At 34.3% G+C, this 21,329-nt stretch carries 21 protein-coding genes and 1 other RNA gene; 14 read left to right on the top strand and 8 right to left on the bottom strand.

Annotated elements, in window-relative coordinates:
• Positions 1-39: 39 nt before the first annotated feature.
• Complete coding sequence (gene fumC, locus GSY47_RS07925) at positions 40-1,425, top strand: class II fumarate hydratase (RefSeq protein WP_179002752.1); 1,386 nt, start codon at positions 40-42, stop codon at positions 1,423-1,425.
• A gap of 137 nt (positions 1,426-1,562) precedes the next feature.
• Here fumC and GSY47_RS07920 read toward each other — a convergent pair whose 3' ends face one another.
• Positions 1,563-2,765, bottom strand: a complete 1,203-nt coding sequence (locus GSY47_RS07920) for an NAD(P)-dependent oxidoreductase (RefSeq protein WP_179002751.1) — start codon at positions 2,763-2,765, stop codon at positions 1,563-1,565.
• Between the two features lie 241 nt (positions 2,766-3,006).
• Here GSY47_RS07920 and GSY47_RS07915 point away from each other — a divergent pair, with 241 nt between their 5' ends.
• From GSY47_RS07915 to GSY47_RS07905, 3 genes are all read left to right on the top strand, one after another.
• On the top strand, positions 3,007-4,209 hold the full coding sequence (locus GSY47_RS07915; RefSeq protein WP_219071228.1) for a serine hydrolase domain-containing protein: 1,203 nt from the start codon (positions 3,007-3,009) through the stop codon (positions 4,207-4,209).
• A gap of 67 nt (positions 4,210-4,276) precedes the next feature.
• Positions 4,277-4,674, top strand: a transfer-messenger RNA (tmRNA) gene (gene ssrA / locus GSY47_RS07910).
• A 104-nt stretch (positions 4,675-4,778) separates the two neighbouring features.
• Positions 4,779-5,339, top strand: a complete 561-nt coding sequence (locus tag GSY47_RS07905; RefSeq protein WP_179002749.1) for a shikimate kinase — start codon at positions 4,779-4,781, stop codon at positions 5,337-5,339.
• 175 nt (positions 5,340-5,514) lie between these two features.
• Here the strand turns inward: GSY47_RS07905 and GSY47_RS07900 are convergent, their stop codons facing one another.
• Positions 5,515-6,603 (bottom strand): NADH:flavin oxidoreductase, encoded by a 1,089-nt coding sequence (locus GSY47_RS07900; protein ID WP_179002748.1) that lies wholly within the window; start codon positions 6,601-6,603, stop codon positions 5,515-5,517.
• Positions 6,604-6,831: 228 nt separating this feature from the next.
• Here GSY47_RS07900 and GSY47_RS07895 point away from each other — a divergent pair, with 228 nt between their 5' ends.
• From GSY47_RS07895 to GSY47_RS07865, 7 genes are all read left to right on the top strand, one after another.
• Positions 6,832-7,197, top strand: a complete 366-nt coding sequence (locus GSY47_RS07895; protein WP_179002747.1) for a DsrE family protein — start codon at positions 6,832-6,834, stop codon at positions 7,195-7,197.
• 153 nt (positions 7,198-7,350) lie between these two features.
• The gene (locus GSY47_RS07890) at positions 7,351-7,818 is read left to right on the top strand and encodes a nucleoside deaminase (RefSeq protein WP_179002746.1); all 468 of its coding nucleotides are present in this window, start codon (positions 7,351-7,353) and stop codon (positions 7,816-7,818) included.
• Positions 7,819-7,825: 7 nt separating this feature from the next.
• Complete coding sequence (locus tag GSY47_RS07885) at positions 7,826-8,704, top strand: helix-turn-helix domain-containing protein (RefSeq protein ID WP_179002745.1); 879 nt, start codon at positions 7,826-7,828, stop codon at positions 8,702-8,704.
• A 181-nt stretch (positions 8,705-8,885) separates the two neighbouring features.
• Positions 8,886-9,884, top strand: coding sequence for an aldo/keto reductase (locus tag GSY47_RS07880; RefSeq protein WP_179002744.1), 999 nt, complete (start codon positions 8,886-8,888; stop codon positions 9,882-9,884).
• A 17-nt stretch (positions 9,885-9,901) separates the two neighbouring features.
• Complete coding sequence (locus GSY47_RS07875; RefSeq protein WP_179002743.1) at positions 9,902-10,801, top strand: helix-turn-helix domain-containing protein; 900 nt, start codon at positions 9,902-9,904, stop codon at positions 10,799-10,801.
• Between the two features lie 130 nt (positions 10,802-10,931).
• Positions 10,932-11,513: a TetR/AcrR family transcriptional regulator gene (locus GSY47_RS07870; RefSeq protein WP_179002742.1), complete on the top strand. Its 582-nt coding sequence runs from the start codon at positions 10,932-10,934 to the stop codon at positions 11,511-11,513.
• 50 nt (positions 11,514-11,563) lie between these two features.
• The gene (locus tag GSY47_RS07865; RefSeq protein WP_179002741.1) at positions 11,564-12,355 is read left to right on the top strand and encodes an SDR family NAD(P)-dependent oxidoreductase; all 792 of its coding nucleotides are present in this window, start codon (positions 11,564-11,566) and stop codon (positions 12,353-12,355) included.
• 64 nt (positions 12,356-12,419) lie between these two features.
• Here GSY47_RS07865 and GSY47_RS07860 read toward each other — a convergent pair whose 3' ends face one another.
• The 3 genes from GSY47_RS07860 to GSY47_RS07850 form a co-directional block, all read right to left on the bottom strand.
• Entirely contained in the window at positions 12,420-13,424 is a 1,005-nt protein-coding gene (locus GSY47_RS07860; protein ID WP_179002740.1) for a VOC family protein, read from the bottom strand.
• A gap of 37 nt (positions 13,425-13,461) precedes the next feature.
• A complete protein-coding gene (locus GSY47_RS07855) occupies positions 13,462-14,319 on the bottom strand; it encodes an SDR family oxidoreductase (RefSeq protein ID WP_179002739.1) in 858 nt (285 codons plus the stop codon).
• A gap of 158 nt (positions 14,320-14,477) precedes the next feature.
• A complete protein-coding gene (locus GSY47_RS07850) occupies positions 14,478-15,056 on the bottom strand; it encodes a Crp/Fnr family transcriptional regulator (protein WP_179002738.1) in 579 nt (192 codons plus the stop codon).
• Between the two features lie 203 nt (positions 15,057-15,259).
• Between GSY47_RS07850 and GSY47_RS07845 the strand changes: the two genes are divergently transcribed.
• Entirely contained in the window at positions 15,260-15,547 is a 288-nt protein-coding gene (locus GSY47_RS07845; protein ID WP_179002737.1) for a hypothetical protein, read from the top strand.
• Positions 15,548-15,556: 9 nt separating this feature from the next.
• Positions 15,557-16,024: a hypothetical protein gene (locus tag GSY47_RS07840; RefSeq protein WP_179002736.1), complete on the top strand. Its 468-nt coding sequence runs from the start codon at positions 15,557-15,559 to the stop codon at positions 16,022-16,024.
• A gap of 7 nt (positions 16,025-16,031) precedes the next feature.
• Here the strand turns inward: GSY47_RS07840 and GSY47_RS07835 are convergent, their stop codons facing one another.
• The 3 genes from GSY47_RS07835 to GSY47_RS07825 form a co-directional block, all read right to left on the bottom strand.
• Complete coding sequence (locus GSY47_RS07835) at positions 16,032-16,496, bottom strand: response regulator (protein ID WP_219071227.1); 465 nt, start codon at positions 16,494-16,496, stop codon at positions 16,032-16,034.
• A 2-nt stretch (positions 16,497-16,498) separates the two neighbouring features.
• Positions 16,499-19,189 (bottom strand): PAS domain-containing sensor histidine kinase, encoded by a 2,691-nt coding sequence (locus GSY47_RS07830; protein WP_179002734.1) that lies wholly within the window; start codon positions 19,187-19,189, stop codon positions 16,499-16,501.
• A 229-nt stretch (positions 19,190-19,418) separates the two neighbouring features.
• A complete protein-coding gene (locus tag GSY47_RS07825; protein WP_179002733.1) occupies positions 19,419-20,198 on the bottom strand; it encodes a polysaccharide deacetylase family protein in 780 nt (259 codons plus the stop codon).
• 188 nt (positions 20,199-20,386) lie between these two features.
• On the opposite strand from GSY47_RS07825, the gene GSY47_RS07820 reads away from it, so the two are divergent.
• A complete protein-coding gene (locus GSY47_RS07820) occupies positions 20,387-21,304 on the top strand; it encodes a bestrophin family protein (RefSeq protein WP_179002732.1) in 918 nt (305 codons plus the stop codon).
• The last annotated feature ends 25 nt before the right edge of the window (positions 21,305-21,329 follow it).

The raw sequence follows: 21,329 nt of genomic DNA, 5'->3' as shown, positions 1-21,329 counted from the left end.
ATATAGAATACATTTTACAAACAACATATTTACAACAAAATGAAATACAGAATAGAAAAAGACACCATGGGCGAAGTTCAAGTCCCTGCCGATAAATATTGGGGTGCACAGACAGAACGTTCTAGAAACAATTTTAAAATCGGACCATCGGCTTCGATGCCAAAAGAAATTATAGAAGGTTTTGCTTATCTGAAAAAAGCAGCTGCTTATGCCAATTATGATTTAGGTGTTCTGCCAATCGAAAAAAGAGATGCCATTGGAGCAGTTTGCGACGAAATTCTGGAAGGAAAACTAGACGATCAGTTTCCATTAGTTATTTGGCAGACTGGTTCTGGAACCCAAAGCAACATGAATGTGAATGAAGTAATTGCTAACCGCGCACAAGTTTTAAAAGGTTTTGAAATTGGAGAAGATGAACAATTCATCAAAGCCAATGATGATGTAAACAAATCACAATCATCCAACGATACTTTCCCAACTGGAATGCATATTGCTGCTTATAAAATGGTGGTTGAAACTACCATTCCAGGTGTAGAAAAACTACACGCTACTTTAGCAAAAAAAGCTTTAGAATATAAGGATGTTGTAAAAATAGGTCGTACACATTTAATGGATGCAACGCCGCTAACACTTGGGCAAGAAATTTCAGGTTACGCAGCACAGTTAGCTTTCGGATTAAAAGCATTAAAAAACACTTTAGCCCATTTAGCTGAAATTGCTTTAGGTGGAACTGCAGTTGGAACAGGATTAAACACACCAAAAGGTTACGATGTAAAAGTAGCTCAATATATTGCAGAATTCACTAAACACCCTTTTATAACTGCCGAAAATAAATTTGAAGCTTTAGCCGCTCACGATGCAATTGTGGAAACTCATGGTGCTTTAAAACAATTAGCCGTTTCTCTAAACAAAATTGCAAATGATGTTAGAATGCTTGCTTCAGGACCTCGTTCTGGAATTGGAGAAATTCATATTCCCGAAAACGAACCCGGTTCTTCTATCATGCCAGGAAAAGTAAATCCGACGCAATGTGAAGCTTTAACGATGGTTTGCGCACAAGTAATTGGAAACGATATGGCAATTGCTGTTGGTGGGATGCAGGGACATTATGAACTAAATGTTTTTAAACCTGTAATGGCGGCTAACTTTTTACAATCGGCACAATTATTAGGTGATGCTTGTGTTTCTTTTGACGAGCACTGTGCCCAAGGAATCGAACCAAATCATAAACGAATCAAAGAATTGGTTGATAATTCGCTAATGCTGGTTACAGCTTTAAACACTAAAATCGGGTATTACAAAGCGGCAGAAATTGCACAAACTGCACATAAAAACGGAACTACTCTAAAAGAAGAGGCCGTTCGTTTAGGTTACGTAACTCCAGAAGATTTTGATGCCTGGGTGAAACCAGAGGATATGGTTTAGTTTTTTGTTTCAAGTTTCAAGTTTCAAGTTGAAATACTGAACGTATAAAAATGAACTGATTAATTAAAAAAGGGAAAAACTTTGAAAAGTTTTTCCCTTTTTTAATAACTTCAGACCTGAAACTTGAAACAAAAAATCTATTTCCCATCCACATAATCCTGCAAATAGCTGAATCGTTCTGTTAGTTTTCCATTTTCTGTTATTTTGGCGCGTTTTAGAATTCCATCTTTATCTCCATTGAAGAAAGCTGGAATTACATATTCCATAAATTGTTCTCCGAAACCTTCGCTGGCATCTTTTGGGATTTCGCAAGGCAGATTATCTACCGCCATTACAGCAACGGCTGCAGGATGAAAAAAGTCTACTTCCCTATCTTCTAACGGAAAATATCCATACAAAGGTTCCGCAATTGTTGAAGAACGTACAGTTGACGCAATCGGGCCATTTACATCGCACGAAATATCAGCTACAACTTTTAATTTGCAGTCACTGGCATTCAACATTTCTTTCGTCAGAATCATTGGTGCATTGCTGGCATAAAAATGTCCGGCAAAATAAATATCAGAAACTTTAGTGAATCGCTCAAAATCAGATTCGTAATATTCTGGATTTTGTACAAAATCATTAAAATCTAAAACCTTTCCATCTTTTCTTCTGTTGTATTCTAAAACATCAAGTTGTACATAAACTGCCTGCGCATAGGTTTTAGTTAAATAATTATCTACTGTAATTTCTTTTACTTTAATGGCATCTAAAATTTCTTTTGCGCCGCTCCCCACCTTTCCAGTTCCCGTGATCACAAATTTCAAAGCCGGCATCGTAATGCGTTTTAAATGCTTTATCAGATCCTCTTTTCCTGAAAGTGTTTCTGCTTTTGGCAGTTTAAACAATTCAAATTTAATTCCGAAAGCACGAATTCCGTTATAAACACCAACCATTCCGGCATATCTTCCAAAACCAATTAATCTGCGATCATGCTCATCCACAATAGTTTCATGATCGTACAAATCGATTTTTTTCTCTAAAATCGCTTGAAGCAGTTTTCTATTGTGAGGCTGTTTTTTAATAGTATGAGAAAAAAAGAAATACGCTTTGTTTGGAATCAGATTCTCTACAGGAACTTCTTTTACACCAAATAAAACATCGCAATCAGAGACATCATCAGTAACCGTAATTCCCATATTTTTATAATCATCATCAGAAAAAATTCTAATATCAGAACTTTCTACTTTTACAGCTGCTTCATGATAAAGCTGCTTTAATTTTGTTAATTCATTTGGAGAAAATACTACTCTTCTATCCGGCGGATTTTTTCTTTCTTTTATGATTCCAAATTTCATTTAAAACTGATTTTAGGTATTTAATAATATAACTTTTTACAACGTATTTGTTTCAAATATAACAAATTTAGTTAAAATTTTGTTTTTAAAATTCTGTTTAAAATGTTTTAAAACCGTTAAAAGCTGAAAAACAAACAACTGTATTTTATGATTCTTAAAAAAAAGTTAAAAAACACAAATTAAAGCCTCAGAATTGAGAAAACAACAAAATTGAATTCGATATATTTGTTTTTAAAGAACGATGCAAATGATTTTCCTTAAAAAAACAAAGATACCACAAATACTTTTCTCCGTACTAGTTTTAAGTTCATGTGGTCAAAACAAAAAAACAACAACAGATACTACTCAGACAGTCGAAGATACCTTACCCAAAATGAAGCCGTTAGGCGCAGAACCAAAAGTTTCTCAAGCCTATAAAAACTCGGTTATTGGAAGAATAAATCACTTTTACAATAAAAACTGGCCTAATAACAACATGAACGGGAGCTTCTTAGTTGCCAAAAATGGTCAGATACTTTTTGAACGCTATAATGGTTTTGCTAATAAAAATGAAGGTACTAAAATAACACCCGAAACACCTGTACAGATTGCTTCAGTAAGTAAAGTCCTGACAGCAACGGCTATTTTAAAACTGGTTAATGCAGGTAAAATTGAGTTAGATCAAAAAGTCAATACTATTTTAAAAACATTCCCATACGAAGAATGTACAATTAGAATGCTTTTAAGCCATCGTACTGGAATGCGTAATTATGCTTATTTTACAGATAGAGATAAATCTATTTGGGATCGCCATAACCAATTGACGAATAAAGATATTTTGAATATTTTGGCGACAAAAGATATTGGACTGGAATCTAGAACTGGGACACGTTTCAGCTATTGCAATACCAACTATGCGATGCTGGCTCTTATTATCGAAAAAATCACTGGTTTAAGTTATAAAGAAGCCATGTCTGAAATGATTTTCAAACCTTTGGGAATGAAAAATACTTATGTTTTTGACGATGATAAAGACCGAAAAAAAATTGTTCCTTCTTATAAAGGTAATGGTGTAGAAATTGGTTTTGATTATCTAGACAATGTTTATGGTGATAAAAATGTTTTTTCTACCGCAAGAGATCTTTTAAAATTTGACCGTGCAAGACAATCGCCAGATTTCTTAAAACCAGAATTGTTGAAACAAGTTTATACGGGTTACAGCAACGAAAGAAAAGGAACCAAAAATTACGGTCTTGGAATCCGAATGATCAATTGGGAAACAGGGCAGAATTTCTATTTTCATAACGGCTGGTGGCACGGAAATACTTCATCTTATATCACTTTAATGAATGAAGGCGTTACGATAATTGCACTTTCGAACAAGATGACTAGAAACACTTACGCGGTTCGTAAACTGGCTCCAATCTTTGGAGATTATCCTTTTAATTTTAAAGACGAGGAATAACAAAATTTTTCTGAAAATTTTAGCAGAAAGTAATTTCAAATACTCTAAATTTGCAGACTTATTTTTTGGGGTCGACTGGTTTTGACAGCAAGTCGAATTGAACAGTAAGCACGTCGAGCATTGAGACCTTGCTCGTAAATATAAGATCTCAAACTTTTACACGGCGAAAATAATTACGCTTTAGCTGCATAATCCGAATCATAGTAAGATTGCGCCACGTCTCTACAAGGTAGAGAAGCTGGATTCTCCTGGAAAGCCTTGGTTTGTGGCGTTCCGTTCAGGGGAACCGTAAAAATAAACCTAGATATCCATGAGCTTCGGGTGGATTTTGAAATTTAAGAAGATAAGTGTTGGGTGGTTGTTTCTGGCCTAGCTCAACATCGAAAATTCAATCAGGAAATAAGCGTGTAGAAAGCTCTTTAGTTGCTTGTTTGGACCCGGGTTCGATTCCCGGCGACTCCACAAAAAAGCCTGTAAACTCTTTGTTTACAGGCTTTTTTTATTAAACAACCTTATAATATAAGAAACTCGCAAATGTTTTATTTTTGTAATTTATAAAAGCGAAACAAATGAAGATTCACATTTTTGGTGCTTCAGGAAGCGGAGTAACAACAACTGGGAAAGAAATAGCTCAAAAACTAAATCTGGATTATTTTGACAGTGATGATTATTTTTGGAAAAATACTGAAGTTCCTTTCACTCAAAGAAATAGCCCAGAAGAAAGGAACTCTAAAATAAAAAGTGATCTTAATAGTTCTAAAAACTGGGTATTAGGAGGTTCTATTTTTCAATGGGGAGAAGCTATTTTTCCTTCATTTGATCTCGTAATTTTTTTATGGATTCCTGCCGATATTAGAATTGAAAGACTAAAAGCAAGAGAGCTTGAACGTTATGGAGACATAATCTTTACTGATCCACAACGGATAAAGCAATTTGAAGATTTTTTAATATGGTCCGCTGATTATGATCTAAATACAGGAATTGCAAACAGAACTCGTCAATCTCATGAAGAGTGGCTGCTCTCTTTAGATTTTCCAATCCTAAGAATAATAGGTGATACTACAATTGAAGAACGCATAGAAATTATTCTTCAAAAAATCAGTTCTCTTAACTTATATATAGATAATTAAACAAACGTTGATTGTGACTTTTTCAATATATAAGTTAAGAGAACAATAATACAGAAACTCATCGCTCGATTGTAAACAAGTCAAGTTTATAAAAAAAGCCTGTAGAGATAGAATTACAGGCTTTTTTAATACAAAACATATCACGGGAGATAATATTTCATTTTGTCATATTTTTTTACATGGAACCAGCTTTTATAAAAGTCTGCCATCCACGCATGGTTTCGATAAAACGCTCGCTTAATCCTCCTTGTCTCAGATAATCTGCCATTACAGGCAATTGCGGACTTTCATACATTGGATTTGCTCTTACCTGAAGCGGGAAATCTCTTTGAAGAATTGCTGCACGAGCAATTAGTACAAAATCACAGCCTTCATCCAGAAGTTGTCCCGCACGCTGCGCACTCATTATTTTTCCTGCAGCGCCCAAGCGCACACCTTTGCGCGGAAGTTCGGTAAAAACGCTGAGCATGGTTTTTCCTTTAAAAGTTCCATCGCGGACTATTTGAGCCGAATCCCATAAAGCAAGATCTAAATAATCAATTAATTCACGATCGAATATATCGGCGGTAACTTCTCTCAATTCTTCCAAAAGCAGTCCGTAACGCTCAATCGATAATCTCCATCCGATCTGGAAATTAGGACCACAGGCTTTACGAATTCCTTCAATAACTTCAAGAGTAAAACGGGCTCGATTTTCTAAATTTCCACCATATTTATCGGTACGATCGTTTAAATTTGGTGACATAAATTCAGAAAGAATCCATCCGAAAGCTCCGTGAACAGAAATTCCGTCAAAACCTGCCTGCTGAGCCCTTTTGGCAGCTGTAATAAAACTGTCTCGGATTCGTTCTACTTCTTCTGTTGTGATTGCTTTTATTCCTTCTAATGTTTTACCTGATGCTGGAGCTGGTATTCCTCCAATCGATGGTTTAGCGCGATGTCCTGCATGATGAAGCTGCACTGCCGACAATCCTCCGCCTTCACGAATAGCTGATGCTATTTTTGCCAATCCCGGCAAATGATCATCACTATGAATACCTAACTGCCTTTCAAATGCTATACCTCCTGCTTCTACAGTCGACGCACTGGTTTGAATTAATCCGTATCCGCCTTGAGCTAGCTGTTCCATCCAATATTGATCGTATTCAGAAGCCGTGCCGTCAAAATCACTTTGCTGGCTGGTTAAAGGTGCCAGCATAAAACGATTTCTCATTGCTGGACCATGCAGCAATGTAAGGGGTTTAAATAAATCAGAAACAGACATATTGTTTATTTTTTAAAGTTGTACTTATTTGAATTATTATTTGAATGCAAAATTGCCCCTATAATCATTCTTGAAAAATGGATGATTTTTACTTTATAATGGACGTTTTAAACTCAATGTCTTCAGTTTTTTTGATGAGAAAAAATTCTCCATCATAAAGTAAATTTCCTCCATTCTTTAGCAGGCATTGTTGTTAGATCTTTGCCTTGTTAATAAAATTTATTAAAAATGAAAAAAACAGCAATTATTATTCTTTCTGATCCAAAAGCAGGTTCAGAAGAAGCTTTAGGACGTGTATTCAATGCTTTAGCATCAGCTTATGAATTCAAACACGAAGGTGAAGACGTAAAAATTATTTTTCAGGGCGCTGGTATCAGATGGCCGGAACATCTTGAAAAACCAGAACATCCGGTTAATGCTCTTTATAAAGAAGTAAAAGATCATGTTCACGGCCTTTCTAAAGGATGTGTTGCCGTATTTGGTACTGAAGTATCTGGATATGAATTATTAAATGACAACGAAGTACCTGGGACTCCTGGTCTTCCAAGTTTTGTTAATCTTAAAAAAGAAGGTTACGATATTTTAATTTTTTAAACCAACCTTCTAGCTGCTCTCTTTTCCATTAGAGAGCAGTTTTTAACAATTCTAAGTATTTGATGGAATAAGAAGAGTAACAAAAGCCGTTACTTTTTTGAGTAATTTAGCATAGCTGGATAATTCCATGAATTAATATTTAAGTAATAAATTATGCAGGAAGATTTTGAATATTATATGAATCAATGTCTGAATCTGGCCAAAAGTGCTTTAAAAGCCGGTAATCCGCCAGTTGGTGCCTTGATTGTACTAGATGGAAAAATAATTGGCACAGGCATCGAATCTGGAAGATCAACAGGCGATATTACCAATCATGCAGAAATATTATCTATTAAAAATGCCATAAAAAATGGATATGCCGATAAATTGCATCTAGCATCTATGTACACCACTCACGAACCTTGCATTATGTGTTCGTATATGATTCGACATCATAAAATACATAAAATTATTTATGGTACGTCTGTTCCCTATATCGGTGGTTGTACATCAAAGTTCAATATTTTAGAAACAGAAGATGTGCCGAAATGGGGAAATAAACCCAAAGTAACTGGTGATGTATGCGTAGATAAATGTGACGAACTCAATGCACAGTTTTTAGATTTTTTAAACAAAAGATAAGTTTTCTATGTTATCTCAATCCGTATATACACTTGTTAACCAGCTAAACGGCAACTTATCATTCAAAGTTTTTGAGTTTGATAACGGCAGTTATTTTGATCACATTCAGCGAAATAATTTTTTTACTATAATAATCATCACTGCTGGAGAAGGATTAGCCAAAGTTGACCTCTCAGAATATTCGTTTAAAGAAAATACCTTATTTGCTTTTTATCCTTATCAGCCTTTTATGCTGGCTTCAGAAGGATTTCTCACAGGTATCGCTATTCAGTTTCATCATGATTTCTTTTGCATATACCGGCATCATAAAGAAATTGCGGCTAATGGAATTTTATTTAATAATGTCTATCAACAGCCTTTTATTCTTTTAGATCAAAATAGCAAACAGACATTGTTGAATATTGTCAGAGAGATTGTGAATGAATTGAAAATGGAAGCTTTACGAAAAGACGAAGTTTTGGTCTCTTACCTGAAAATATTTCTAGTTTTTGCAACCCGAATAAAGCTGGAACAACAGTCTATCAAAGAAATAAATGGCAATGACAAGCAGCTTTTTATCATTCAGAATTTAAGAAATGCCATTGAAGATAATTTCAAGACAAAACATTCTGCCAGCGAATATGCCGATATGCTGCATGTAACACCAGTTGTACTGGCAAGAGCTGTAAAGAATCATTTCAATATGACACTTTCCGATTTGATAACCGAAAGGATTATTGTTGAAGCAAAAAGAGAATTATATCTCACCGATAAAACCGTGAAAGAAATTGCCTATGAACTCGGTTATGATGATGAATATTATTTCAGCAGAGTTTTTAAAGGCAAGACAGATATATCACCTCAGTCTTACAGAGATACAATTGGTTTTAATAAAGGCGCATCTTAAAGTAAATGTGGCTATCAATTCATAATTATTATAACTGAGGTCATTTCAACTTCCTGAACCATCTTAATTAATCCATTAGAAATAATTTCGAATCAGTAATTCGAATACAACTTACCGTAATCTGCAAACCTCTTCTCATTTCCTTTCTTTCGAAATTTGTATGCAACAAAAATTAGAAAAGATGAAACAGATTAAATTAGGCAATCAGGGATTAATTATTCCTCCAATAGGTTTAGGATGTATGGGAATGACGGGTTTTGAAGAAGGAAATATGTATGGTCCAGCAGATGAAAAAGAAGCAATCCACACCATTCACCGTTCGCTTGAACTCGGTGGTAATTTTCTGGATACTGCAGATTTATACGGCCCTCTAAAAAACGAACAGCTTATAGCAAAAGCTATCGGGAAAGAACGCGATAAATATATTCTGGCTACAAAATTTGGCTGGGAAATCGACGACAGTGGAAAAGTAACTTGGGCTATAAACGGAAGTAAAAAATATATTAAAAAAGCGGTAGATCGTTCGCTAAAAAACCTGAATACCGATTACATTGATCTTTACTATATGCACCGTCTGGACAAAAATACCCCTATCGAAGAAACGGTTGATGCTATGAGCGATCTTGTGAAAGAAGGCAAAGTGAAATATATCGGACTTTCGGAAGTATCTTCTGAAACTATTAAAAAAGCGCACCTCGTTCATCCAATCACAGCTGTTCAAAGCGAATATTCCCTATTTGAAAGGACTGTTGAAGAAAGAGGCGTACTGAAAACATTGGAAGAACTAGGAATTGGTTTCGTGGCCTATTCTCCGCTAGGACGTGGTTTTTTATCAGGGCAAATCCGCTCTATTGATGATCTTCCAGAAAATGATTTCCGCAGAGCCATTCCACGTTTTCAGGAAAATTATTTCCATAAAAATATTGATCTAGTAAAAGCAATTGAAATAATGGCTGAAGAAAAAAATGTAACTTCTTCCCAACTTGCTTTGGCATGGATTATCAGCAAAGGAATTGTACCTATTCCAGGAACTAAACGCAGAAAATATCTGGAACAGAACATCGCCTCCGTAAACATAGAATTGAGCCAAAATGAACTTTTAAAACTGGAAAGTATTGTACCTTTAGGCACAGATACCGGAGCTCCATATGATGAATTCAGTATGGGGTTATTAGACTAACGAAAAAATACGCTGTTATGAACACGATTGCATCTGTATCTGCTTTTCACCGCTTACTTTCGCTTCCAGAGCCTAAACATCCAATGGTGAGTGTAATTAATTTATCTGAAAGTATTTTTCTGGAAGATGAAATTTGGAAAGGTTTTGTCAATAAATTTTATTGTGTCGCTTTAAAAAGAGAGGCGAAAGGGAAAATTAGGTATGGTCAGGGACATTATGATTATGACAAAGGCGTACTCAGTTTTACTGCACCCAATCAGGTACAGTATCTGGATTTTCATACTATGGAATGCGGAGCAGGTTATTTGTTGATATTTCATGAAGATTTTCTTTTAAAACATCCGTTGGCAGAGAGAATCTTTGATTTTGGTTTTTTCTCTTATGCCGTAAATGAAGCCTTGCATTTATCTGAACAGGAAGAAAAATATCTCATCGAAATTATGGATAGAATTGATAAAGAATGTCAGCATATTGACCGTCATACTCAGGAAATCATCCTATCACAGATTGATTTACTTCTAAATTATTCAAGCAGATTCTACGAAAGACAATTTCTAACGCGAAAAAACAACAGTCATACACTGCTTACAAAATTTGAAAGATTTATCAATGATTATTACAATAACGAAACGGTAGAAAAAAGTCTGTTAAGCGTCAGTTTAATTGCCGAAGCCCTGAATCTTTCTCCCAATTATCTCAGCGATTTCCTTAAAATTCATACTGGCCGAAATACTAAAGAGCATATTTACGAAAAGCTAACTAACAAGGCCAAAGAGAAATTATCAGCAACTACTTTGTCCGTAAGTGAAATTGCTTATGATCTAGGTTTTGAACATCCGCAATCCTTCAGCACGTTTTTTAAAAAAAGAACGCACATGGCTCCTCTTGAATTTCGTGAAAAAATTAAAAATAATTAGATTTCAAATAACAGAACACTTCGCTATAAGTGAGTGTTCTGTTACTTTTATTTATAAATAATTCAGTTGAAAATTGATATCAAACTAATTTTTATATAATTTTGTATCAATTATTACAAAAATAAAACAAATGAGAGGAAGACCTACCATTTATGAAGATTCTAATATCATAAAAAAAGCGCAGGAAGTTTTTTGGCAGAAAGGGTATAGTGCAACCTCATTAAGTGATTTACAAAAGGCAACCGGTGCGGGCGCCGGAAGCTTTTATAATACTTTTAAAGGAGGAAAAAAAGAAGTCTTTCAGAAAGCTGTTCAGGAACGTCGGCTGGCTTTCACTTCATTTCAAAATGAATTAAGCAATAGCGAATCTCCATTAGAATTAATAAAAGATTTTTTCAGAAGTATTGCAAAAGCGGATCAAAACGAACATTTAAAAGGATGTATAATTGCCAATACTGTTGTCGAAATGACTTTTATCGATGAAGATCTCGAATCCAGCGCTGTTCAGATTTTAAAAGAGGTTGAACAAATGTTTACCGAAGTGATAAAATCGGAACAACTAAAAGGAACTATAAAAACAAAAACTGCTCCCGAAATTCTGGGAAAATACCTCATCACATTTTGGTGCGGACTCAATACACTCCGAAGAATGTATCCCGACGAAAATGTCCTAAAAGATCAAATCGAAATGCAATTAGCTGTTATCAGCTAATTTTTTTGATTATTTATGTATCAATCATTACAAAAATAAATATAACAAAGATGAATTTAAAATTAGAAGGAAAAAGAGCTTTTATCAGCGGTTCAACACAAGGAATTGGGTACGCGATTGCACAGCAATTAGTAGCTGAAAAAGCTGAAGTAATTATCAATGGCAGAAATGAAGAAAAAACAAAACTAGCAGTTCAAAAATTACAATCTGAATTTCCTGATGCAAAAATCTCAGGCATTAAAGCTGATTTTGGAAAGAAAGATGAAGTAACCAATTTATTAAACCAATTAAATGATATTGATATCTTAATTAATAACGTTGGAATTTTCGATTTAAAAAATTTTGAAGACATCGAAGAGGAAGATTGGTACAAAATATTTGAAATTAACGTATTGAGCAGTATTCGTCTTTCAAAAAAACTTTTACCACAAATGCTTGAGAAAAAAACAGGAAGAATTATTTTTATCAGCAGTGAATCCGGAGTCAACATCCCGGGAAATATGATTCATTACGGAATGACAAAAGCAGCAATGACAGCAGTGAGCAATGGTTTATCTAAACTCACAATTGGAACTGAGGTTACCGTAAATACAATTCTAGGCGGACCAACTTATTCTGATGGCGTAGCGTCAACCATAGAACAAATTGCATCTATGCAAAACATTGAAACCGAACAAATGAAGAACATCATCATGCAGCAGACCAATCCGCATTCTTTATTACAGCGTTTTATAAATCCAAATGAGATTGCTTCGCTCGCAGTTTATCTTTCAAGTCCTTTAGCTGTGGCAACTAATGGTTCATCATTAAGAGCTGATGGAGGTGTTTTAAAAACGATTTAATACCAATTAAAAAGCCAGAAAAATACTTTCTGGCTTTTTAAATTCTTGTAGAAGAATTTATCATTTATTTTTTCTCATCAACAAAAACATACAACTTCTGCACTTTCCCGTTTTCAATTACAAACAAATCCATTCCGGAAACCACAGCTGGTTTTGCTTTTGAGCCAAACTGCCAATACAAACGCACTATATTATGATTTGTTTCTACTGATTTATCAGTAAATCTGAAATCCGGATTTTTTTGCTGAAGCTCTACAATAAATTTGCTAATTTCCTTCTGCCCTATTGCTATGAAATGACGGTCTACCATCTCAATATCTGAAGCATAAAATTGATTCAATAAAGAAGTTCTTTTAGTTTCATCTTTTTCATTCCAGATTTTAAGATGATTTTTGATTATTTCAGTATTTTTTTCAGAATCAAAATCAGCAACAGTTGCTTTGTTAGCGATAGTATTTTTAGGTGACCATAAAATTGTTTTAGGATTAGATTTTTCATATCCTTTTCCATCTGGATACGAAACCAGTTCCATTTTAGATCCCCAAGGCGTTTCAAAATATACCCATGATTCACCTGCAGTGTCTCCTGACGGTGTCAAAAATGGTTCTCCTAATACTTTTACGCCTTTACTTTTTAGATATTTTACTGATTCATTTATATCCGATGTATAAAAAGCAATATGTGAAGCTCCTATATCATCAGAATTAGGGTGAACTTTACTGCCTTTGTTATCGGCGTAACTAAATACTTCAATGCTTGCACCAGTTCCGGCATTTATCATTTTTATGGTTACCGCTCCTGTATTCGGATTGATATGATTTGCTTCTTTCCAATTGGTGTCCAATGGTATTGGACCAAGTTGTGTTACGGGTGTAAAACCCAAAACGTCACTAAAAAATGGTATTGCCTGATTTAAATCCGGAACATTAATTCCAACATGATCGATTCCTAAAATTCCTGCATTATTTTGAGCGGTTGCTTTATCTGAAGCTGAAAAGAAAAAAAAGAGATTCAATAAAGCAATCGCGGAAGTTTGTACTTTTTGATGTGATTTATAATGTGTTTTCATGATTTACTATTTTATGTGTTTTTTAATGAATAAAAAATTAATTACTGTAAGCTGCTAACCATTTTGCTTTAATAGCCGCACGTGCTTCTATAAATTCTTTATCGGTTCCTTGTGCAATGGCATCAAGCGGAAAACGAAGTGGTCTCTCTCCTTTTTTCATATTAACCAATTCCAGAATTCCATCGGCAATAGTCTGCGGATTCATGTCAAACTGCGCCATTTTTCCAAATAAAGCCGTACCTAAAGCATTAAATTTATCTGTTGCCACAGTGCCATATTGATCAATAATTTCTTGTTTATCAGCATTGATTCCTGCTTTTGAACCGTTGTTCATCTCTGTTGGATAAACACCTGGCTGAATGCTCACATTTTCAATTCCGTAATCTGCTAACTCATCTTGTAATCCTTCAGTAAAACTTTCTACTACTAATTTTGACGAGATATAAGGAATCATAAAAGGAAGTGTATGTCCGCTTGCTCCAGTAGTGATGTTTATAATAAGTCCGTTTTTTTCTTTTCTCATAGAAGGAAGAACTGCTTGATAAGTGCGAAGAACACTGTAAACATTTACTTCAAACATTTTACGCACCTGATCGATTGAATAGCCTTCAAGTAAACCAAAACCGCTTACTGCCGCATTATTAATAAGTACATCTATTTTTCCGTATTTGATCAATATTCTTTCAAAGGCTTCTTTTACAGAAACATCATCTGTAATATCGATATCTACTACTTCAATATTTGGAAGCTTTGAAAGTTCGTTTGCTGCTGCTGCATTTTTACCTGTTGTATTGCGCATTCCTGCGATTACTGAATGTCCTGCATTTGCCAATGTTATAACTGTAAGTTTTCCGAATCCTGAACTTGTACCTGTAATGAAAATTGTTTTTGACATGATTTCTAATTTTTAAATGTTATAAAATTTGTTTCTTTTGAACATTACAAAGTTGCGTTGAATACAAAACCTGCACATTGATTAGAAATAAGTAAAAACTTGATCTAGATCAAGTGTTTTGGAATAAGGCATAAAAAAGGAGCTTAAAAGCTCCCTGATTATTTTTTTGCGGTTTGTTTCCGTATACGACTTAAAGTTTCTGGTGTCATTCCGAGATACGATGCAATCATCGTTTGCGGTATTCGCGAAGCAAATCCTGGGTATTTTGTTATAAAGTTTAAATACTTTTCTTCTGCAGTAAAACTCAGCGAAGCTTGGATTCGGTTTTGAGCTGCTATAAAACTTTTTTGCAGTATGCCATTTACCATATTATTAAAAGCTGGAATTTCATGACAAAGCATTTCAAAATTCTCGTGCGTAAACAATACCAGTTCACTGTCTTCGATAGCATCGATATTAAAACGCGACGGCTGCTGCAATAACAGACTCTCTCTGTCTCCTGTCCACCAATTCTCGATACTGAAACTATTTACATGTTCGCTTCCTTTTTCATCTACAGAATAAGTTCGCAGACAGCCTTTTGTGATAAAAGCATCGTATTTCCAAATATCACCTTCCTGTAGCAGATATTGTCTTTTACGAAGTTTTTTAATAATAGCAAAGGATTGAATATAATCAGATTCTGACTGGGTCAGTGTTACTTTATCATCTAGATATTTTTGGAATATTTCATACATAGACTGTAAAATTATATAAAAGTTCCAACAATAAAGAATTAAAGAAGGAAAAGCATTTGAAAACAATTTCCAAAAATCTCAATTCTCATTAAATGAAAATTTCACAACGCAGTGCGAAAATTGTATAAAATAATTCGCCTTTTAAAAGTCTAATTTTAGAATAAGCTAAAAAACTAGACATTATTAATTTTAAATTGATTGACATGAGATATGAAAACTACTTACCCGAAGAATTTGCAAACGAAATGAATTCGTACGAAGAACAATTACTACTAAATTATGATGATTATTTAGAAGGTGATTATACCAATAGATTATCTGCTTCTAATCATTACAATCTGGAACTTGGGGAATTGGAAGATAACCTTGAATATGATTTTGAATCTGAGTACGATAAAAATGACTGGGAAGAAGAAGATTCCAATGAAAATCTTGCTGGTGAATATGACAAAAACGAAGAAAGACCTGGTACTTTTGAAATTATAGGATAAAATACTTTTATGAAAAACATACTGCTTCTTTTAATCTCCATTTCTATTTTGTCCTGCCAGCAAAGGAAAGACAGTACCAAAACTGTTGAATCCGCAGCACCCGTTGTTGTCAGAAAAGAAAATAAAAATGAGAACAAACAAATAGGTGATACTGTTTTCATGAATTTTGAAAACAAAGAAAACCTGTTTATCGCAGAAAGTGCTTTAGATTCTATAAACTCAAAAGTGTATATCAAATTTAAAGCTGAAGGTTCAGGCGAATTAAAAGCAGAAATTGTTCCGGCAACAGGCAAAGGAAATATCCGTTTCAATCAAATCATTTTACCTGATAAAACTTCAGATGGCCCGTTTGGAATGGACTTAAAAATACCGCTAAAACAAAAAGGAAGTTATATATTGGTAATTGGACATTCCTTAATGGCCGAAAATCCCTATTATGGTAAATTTAAAATACAGCTAGGAGTAAAAAAAGATTAATTTTTTTTTACTGATTTCCCTCGCAGATAAAAATATGATCTGGGTCACTTTCTTTCACATTAATTAAAGTCTCTCTTAAATCCGTTCCCAGATTAGAGGTAATTACCCGCAGCAATTGTTTTAAACCATTAAAACTATTTGGCTTAACCAAATAACAAATAGATCCCAATTGGGAAGCCATTTCTATATCATTTTTATGAGAAGAAGTCGAAATCATAATTACGGGAATGTCTTTATAAACAGGTTCATTTTTAACCAATTTAAGACAATCCCAGCCATTCATAACCGGCATGTTAAGATCTAGAAAAATAAGTTGTGGTTTTTCGGTAATTTCATTAAGTATCTTCCACGCTTCATTTCCATTTTCTGCACAGTGGCAGGTAATATTTTCATTTATTTCTTCTAGTGCCTCACAAAACATTTCGGTGTCATCCGTATCGTCGTCAGCCAGTAAAATTATTTTTTTGCTCATACTTAAATTCCATTATCTTGTTGCTTTAAAGGAAGCTTTATTGTAAACACCGCTCCTGCATAAGGTCTCCCAACCGCTGTAATACTTCCTCCGTGCCGCTCCACTATTTTTTTACAAAGTGACAATCCTAAACCTGTTCCTTCGTAAACATCTTTAGAGTTAAGCCTTGTAAAAGTTTCAAAAATTTGTGCAGACTGCTCATTTTCAAAACCAATTCCATTATCCTCAACCGTCATTAGGGCAATCACTTTTTGATTCTCCATTATTATTTTTGAGGATATTATAATCTTAGGCGGTACTCCATTTTTAGCAAATTTAATAGAATTATTAATCAAATTATAAAAAAGCTGGTACAGCAATACCAAAGCTCCTTCCAGTTTTGGCAAGTCATTATAATGAATCTCTCCTTTTGTATTCTGTAAAGAGACTTCTAAATCACTCTCTATATTTTTTAAAACATCATTAAGATCCACCAATGTAGCCTTTTGTAAATTGGCATTAATCTTAGAATACATTAAAACCCCATCGATCATGTTAAACATACGATCTGCTGCAACATGAATTCTTCCAATAAATCTCGCTGCAGGTTCATCTAGCTTACCTTCAAGATGTTCTTCGAGTCTACTTGTAAACGTTTTTATCTTTCGTACCGGTTCTTTTAAATCATGAGAAGCTACATGGGCAAACTGTTGCAAATCTTCATTAGATCGCTGTAATTCTTTGGTTCTATCGGCAACGAGACTTTCTAATTTTTCGGTAATTGTTTTTTGTTCGTGTATGTCTGTACAAGTTCCAAACCATCTGACAATAACTCCCGTTTTATCTCGTATTGGAACTGCTTTACTTAAAAACCAGCGATATAAGCCTGTATTTTTATTTTCTAATCGAAATTCTAACTGATAACTGCTGCCACCTTGTACGCTTATATACCACGCTTCGAGTACTGGTAATACATCATCGCGATGCAACATTGGAACCCAGCTTTCATCTCCAAATTTTTCTTCATCCAATCCAGTATATTCATACCAGCGCTTATTGTAATAATCAACATATCCGTCTGGTTTTGCAGTCCAAATTACTTGTGGCACCAAATCTGCCAGCTGGCGGAATTTCTCTTCGCTGTCTTTAATAATTTGCTGTACCTCTTTTTGAGAAGAAATATCGCCCGCAGCACCAAACCACTCAATAATATTATTTTGATCGTCTAATATTGGTATTGCTCTCGAAAATGTCCAGCCCAAAGTTCCATCTGGTTTTAAAGCCCGATGTTCCATCTCAAATATTTTTTTATTTGCAATGGCATCAGCAATAAGACTTAACGCTTTTTTCTGATCTTCTACATAGATAAATTTATCAATCCAGTTCAATACAACATCGCCTTCATCAGAGAGTAAATCAATTCCTTCTAGATTGCGCATTACCGTCCAATCAGCATTCATTCGAAAAACAAAATCCGAGGAAGCATTTACCAAAACACGGAAACGGTTTTCACTTTCTTCCATTTTTTTACGCGCCACAACCTGCTCGGTAACATCAACGGCCACTTGAATCATTCCTGTTATTTTTCCATCTTCGATCAATGGACGATAAGCCAGATTATAATAATAGTCGCGCATTACTCCTGTTCTGTTATGCTGTACCAGAACTTCACTTTGATCAAAAGGAGTTCCTTCATTATACACATTTTGAACCTGAGTCCAAACATACTGTCCTTTCAATTCAGGCAAAACATCGATCAAGGGCATTCCGATAATTTCTTCTCCACGCCCAATCATGGCGAGCATGTGTTTATTGATTTGTTTTATAACCAAATCATCGCCCATTAAAATTAAGGTTGGCGAAGGAGTTTGATCGATCATTGATTTTAAAGTCGCTTCGCTTTCTTCTACTTTTTTGCTTGCCAAAAGCTGTTTTTCTTCTGCCTGTTTTATTTCTGTAATATCACGAGTAGTTCCGGCAATTGCTTCTACTTCACCTTCTTCGTTAAAAACAGGGGCAAAAATATAATCGTAAACTCTCTTTCCTAGTTCAGCATGTGGAAAAGACACCGTTCCTCTGATTATTTTTTTAGAAGCGACTACTTCATCGATTTCTCTTTCATGCATTGCTGCATGCCATTCTTCATATCCGTTATCTCTCAAACCTTTTCCAATAGCATCTTCAGCAGATTTCCCCCACATGGAGAGTAAAGCCTTGTTTGCATAAGTAAATTTATAAGAAAGGTCAAAAACATATACCAAATCTGGAGTTGTATTGGCAATGGAATGATAAAATCGAGTTTGTTTTTCAGCGGTTTCCAAAGCACTTTTCAGCGCTATCTCTGTCTTTTTTCTTTTGGTTAAATTTTCTGTAGTAACAATCAATAATTCTCCTTGTTTTACAAGTGTAAATCTGTACCAATATTTTAAACCGTTGATGGTGTATCTGCATTCAAAATCTGATGCGATACCGGTTGAGGCTGTATGAATAAATTTTTCCAGAATTCCATTTTCTTTTATCCCTGGGAAAACTTCACTATAAAGTCTGCCTTTATAATTTAAATCGTTTACCTGCTTTGATGCTGCAGCATTTAAAAACAATATTGAAAAATCTGTAATCTTTAGGTCATCATATACAGATTGAATTACGGCAATGCCATTGGCTGTTGAGTCAAAAATAGTCTGAAATAAATTTTGATTCTCTGTTAACTCCATTGTTCCGCTTACTGTATAAAAAAAGTACCGTTAGTTTTTAAATTGCCCGGTCAAACACCACTAAATTTGATTTTGAATTGTCTTTTCAGCTAATGAAAAAGAGATGCTCACTGCCTTTTGTAAAAGCTAATATAATTAATTTTATTACATGTAATAAATTATTTGCAAACGTATTCAATGCCACTTTTGGATTCTATTTCTAAGTAAGAATTAATGAAGATTAAATCTGTCATTTTTTAGGAAGTAAATCATCTAAATCTGACAAAGTATAAAATTTAAGATCATTAAGCTTCATATAACGGCAAACGAATTCTAAAGTTTCAATTTTTGTTTGATAATTTTCAGTTACTTCTTTAACTGGTTTATGACTGCATAGAATTAAAATTTTGTTGTGTTTTTTAGCATAATCCAGTAATTCTAAAAGATACGGAATACTAAAATGAATATGACTGTTATCAATATCAAAAGCAAAGACAATTTTTGAATTATTAAAATAACTGTCTTGCTTTTCTGGAAGTTCGCCTCCAAAAGCTCTTCCTCTAATAATTTTAAAATCTGGAGACAGCGCTTTATCCAGTTCATCAGATCTTTCTCCGTAAGGATAAGCAAAAGAAGTTACATTGAAACCTTTCTTTTTCATTGAAACAATCATAGGATCTATTTCTTGTTGCATGTAGGCATCTATTCCGTTTTGCTGCACAAATTTTACGGCATTGTAATGATGATAACCATGGCCCGCAATTTCGTGCCCGTACTTTTGCATTTCAAGAAGCTTTTTAATTTCAGGAGCTCCAATAGAATCGATTCTGCAGACATTAAAAGTGGCTCTCCAATTATACTTTTTCAAAACATTATCGGCTTCGGCCCATTCATCGACATAAGCATCATCAAAAGATAAAATCACACCTGCTTTATATGGTTTTGGTTCCGGTTTTTGCTTTTTGGTATCACAGGAAAAAAAAGTCAAAAACATTAAAAACAACATTGCTCTCATAAAAAATATCTTCATAAAGTGCTTGAATTAAAATGAAACTTCGATTGTGCTTTTATAGAATAGTATTTCTCAAATATAAAACTTTTTGAACTCTTTTACTTACTCTTTTTCAATTATCAAAAACAAATATTACTGCTATTTTTATACTCCAAAATTCTATACTTTTAATTACTTTTATAGTATTATAATTCTTTACTCATCCAATGATTATCAAGAAAAAAACGAATTGGTTCAAAATGCTTTTTGAGTGGAACGGTTCCGTTTTACCACAATTACTTCCAAGACTTCTTTTATTGCTGCTGTTTTCTCTTACAGTAGTTTATTTTAAATCTTTTTTATTAGAGCATAATCTGCATATCAATCCGGCCGCTTTTACTTTATTTGGAATAACACTTGCCATATTTCTTGGTTTTAGAAACAATGTAAGTTATGATCGCTTTTGGGAAGGAAGAAAACTCTGGGGCGCACTTCTCAATGATACCCGTTCCCTTGCTAGACAAAGCATTTCTCTTATTAATGACAAAGAACACGAAACGAAACGTGATGAATTTATCAACCTTCTAATCGCTTTTGTTTACAGCCTAAAACATCAATTGAGACATACCGATTCTGAGGAAGATTTAAAACGTCTTTTGAGAAACGAATTTGCCGAAAGTTTAAAAGAAGTCCGTTATAAACCTATCATCATTTTAAGAGAACTCGGAAATTGGATTAAAAAAGCAAAAGCAGACGGTAAAATTGACAGTGTTACCCAATTGGCTTTTGAAGAAAATCTGAACAAACTTTCGGATATTGTAGGCGGATGCGAGCGAATTGCCAGCACCCCTATTCCTTATACTTATAGTGTATTATTGCACCGCACCGTTTACATTTATTGTTTTATGCTTCCATTTGGATTTGTTGAAACATTAGGCTGGATTACACCATTTATAATTGTATTTATAGCCTACACTTTTGTTGCGCTCGAAGCCATTGCAGATGAATTAGAAGATCCCTTTGGCATGCAACCCAATGACCTTGCTTTAGATACGATGTCTGAAATGATCGAAAATACACTACTAGAATTAAATGGTAAAAAAATTAATCCGGTAAAAACAAATAGTGATTATTATATTACCTAAAATTGCACTATATATATTGAGCAAC

The sequence above is a fragment of the Flavobacterium quisquiliarum genome (genome assembly GCF_019308285.1).
GTDB classification, from domain to species: domain Bacteria; phylum Bacteroidota; class Bacteroidia; order Flavobacteriales; family Flavobacteriaceae; genus Flavobacterium; species Flavobacterium quisquiliarum.
This window is presented reverse-complemented; position numbering and strand designations above follow the sequence as displayed.